Below are 1,875 nucleotides of genomic sequence, written 5' to 3'. Positions count from 1 at the left end.
CTCCCGGCCCTTCCCCCGCCCGTGAAGGAGTCCGCGCAGGCCCCCCAGCTCCAGCGGGCCGGGCCCGTGGACACGCCACAACTGTGGATGGTCTGGAAGGTGCCGGGCAGGAGGGACGGCACCCGGTTCCAGGCCCGGCTCGTCGCCGACATGCTCGGGGACGAAATCACCGCGGCCCTGGTGCAGAGCAATCTCCGGTTCAGTGCGCTCCGCACCCAGGTCCAGGAACTGGAGGACGTGACGCTGCTCAGCGCGCGGCTCAGCCTCGTGAACCCGGCGGATGCCGCGGCGCTGGCGAAGCAGGTCTCGGACCATCTCGCGGGGATGGAGCACAGCGCCTGGACCCGCCGCTGGAACGCCGAGCACCTGAAGCAGGAGGCCTGGCGCGACCTCTATCGCGACCTGGAGAACATCCCCGTGCGCGACATGGCTCGCGTGCTCCGCGCCACCGGGAAGCCCACGTACATCGGCGCGCGGCAGCAGGAGCTGCAAACGGGCCTGGCGGGCCTCGAGGCGTATGTGAAGCAACACCTGCGCCCCCAGGACACCTGGGCGATGGTGGTCGTGCCGGACGGCCGTGGGCTCCAGGTGCCGGTGTCGGGGGCGGACATCACCAAGGCCAGCGCGGCGCTGTCGTCTCCCCTCGGGGACAGCGACGTCCCCGTGTCCCCGGGACTGGACGTGCGCCGGACGCTGCGGGGGCTGGGGCTGGAGGGCGCCGAGCACTTCACGCTCTCCAACAAGCTGAAGGTCGTGGCACAGCAGCGCGGCGGCATTCCGCTGGTGGAGGCGCGGATGCTGCTTGCCAATCCTCCCGCCCAGGAGGTCGACAGCCGCTCCGCGATGTTCCACCAGCTCGTCCAGAACTGGCGGGCGGGGGCCACCCTGGAGTGGGGCACGGACCCCTGGTGGTTGGACGGGCCGGTCCCGACGGCGACGAGCCATGACGGATTCCATTTCTCGGACGCGTCGGTCAACTTCGTGCCCGTGCTCCAGTCCCTGCGCCGGAAGGTCGAGCCGCCGTCGGAGCGCTACGCCTATCGGGTCCGTCTCGACCGGGAGGCGCTCTGGAAGCGCATCCAGCAACGCTCCCAGACCGAGGCGCGTTCGGACCAGGCCCGTGCGCGCATCGCGCTCACCACGCGGCTGTTCCCGGGTCGCTTCCTCGGCACCTTCACGGAGCAGGACCTCGAGAGCTACTCCGAGGAGGCGTTGAAGCAGTGGCATGACACCTGGGTCCGTCCCGAGCGGACGGCGTTGGTGCTGGTCGGCGACCTGCCCCCGCGGGAGGAGCTGCTGAAGGTCCTGGAGGCGCAGCTCGGCCGATGGACGCCGGACGCGGGCGCGGCGCCTCGTCCTGTGGCCGGGTCCGCGATGCCGACCTCGCGCTCGGTCGTGCTGGTGGACGCGCCCGGCCAGACCTACGCCCACGTGGAGCTGGCGCTGCGAGGGCCGGCGCCGGATGGCGCGCGTGACGCCGTCGTGGACGTGCTGCTCCCCTTGCTGGAGCAGCGGCTGTCGCGGCTTCCCGCCTCGAAGCAGGCGGTGGCCCGGTTCACCGCGGGCCACGTGGTGACGCCGGACGCCTACGTCCTGCACCTCCAGGCCCTCACGGAGACGGCGCGCGTGACGGACGTGCTGGACCAGGCCCTCGGGGAGCTGAACTCACTGGAGCAGGAGGCACCGCGAGCCGATGAGGTGGAGCAGGCTCGCTGGAGCGTGGCACGCGCCCATGTCGGAAACGCCAAGACGTCCGCACAGCGGGCGCGGCTGTTCTCGGACCTCCAGGCGCGCGGCCTTCCCGCGGACCACTGGGAGAAGTACCCGGACCACCTCGCCGCCGTGACGCCGGAGTCCCTGCGGGCCTGGGTGGGC

1 protein-coding gene is annotated in these 1,875 nt (G+C 71.9%); it reads left to right on the top strand.

Annotated features, from left to right (window positions below; translation table 11 throughout):
- Positions 1-1,875: M16 family metallopeptidase (locus HG543_RS53430; RefSeq protein ID WP_169352644.1), on the top strand; the 1,875-nt coding region annotated here is incomplete at both ends.

Origin of the sequence: Pyxidicoccus fallax, assembly GCF_012933655.1 — a bacterium.
Taxonomy (GTDB): Bacteria; Myxococcota; Myxococcia; order Myxococcales; family Myxococcaceae; genus Myxococcus; species Myxococcus fallax.
This window is presented reverse-complemented; position numbering and strand designations above follow the sequence as displayed.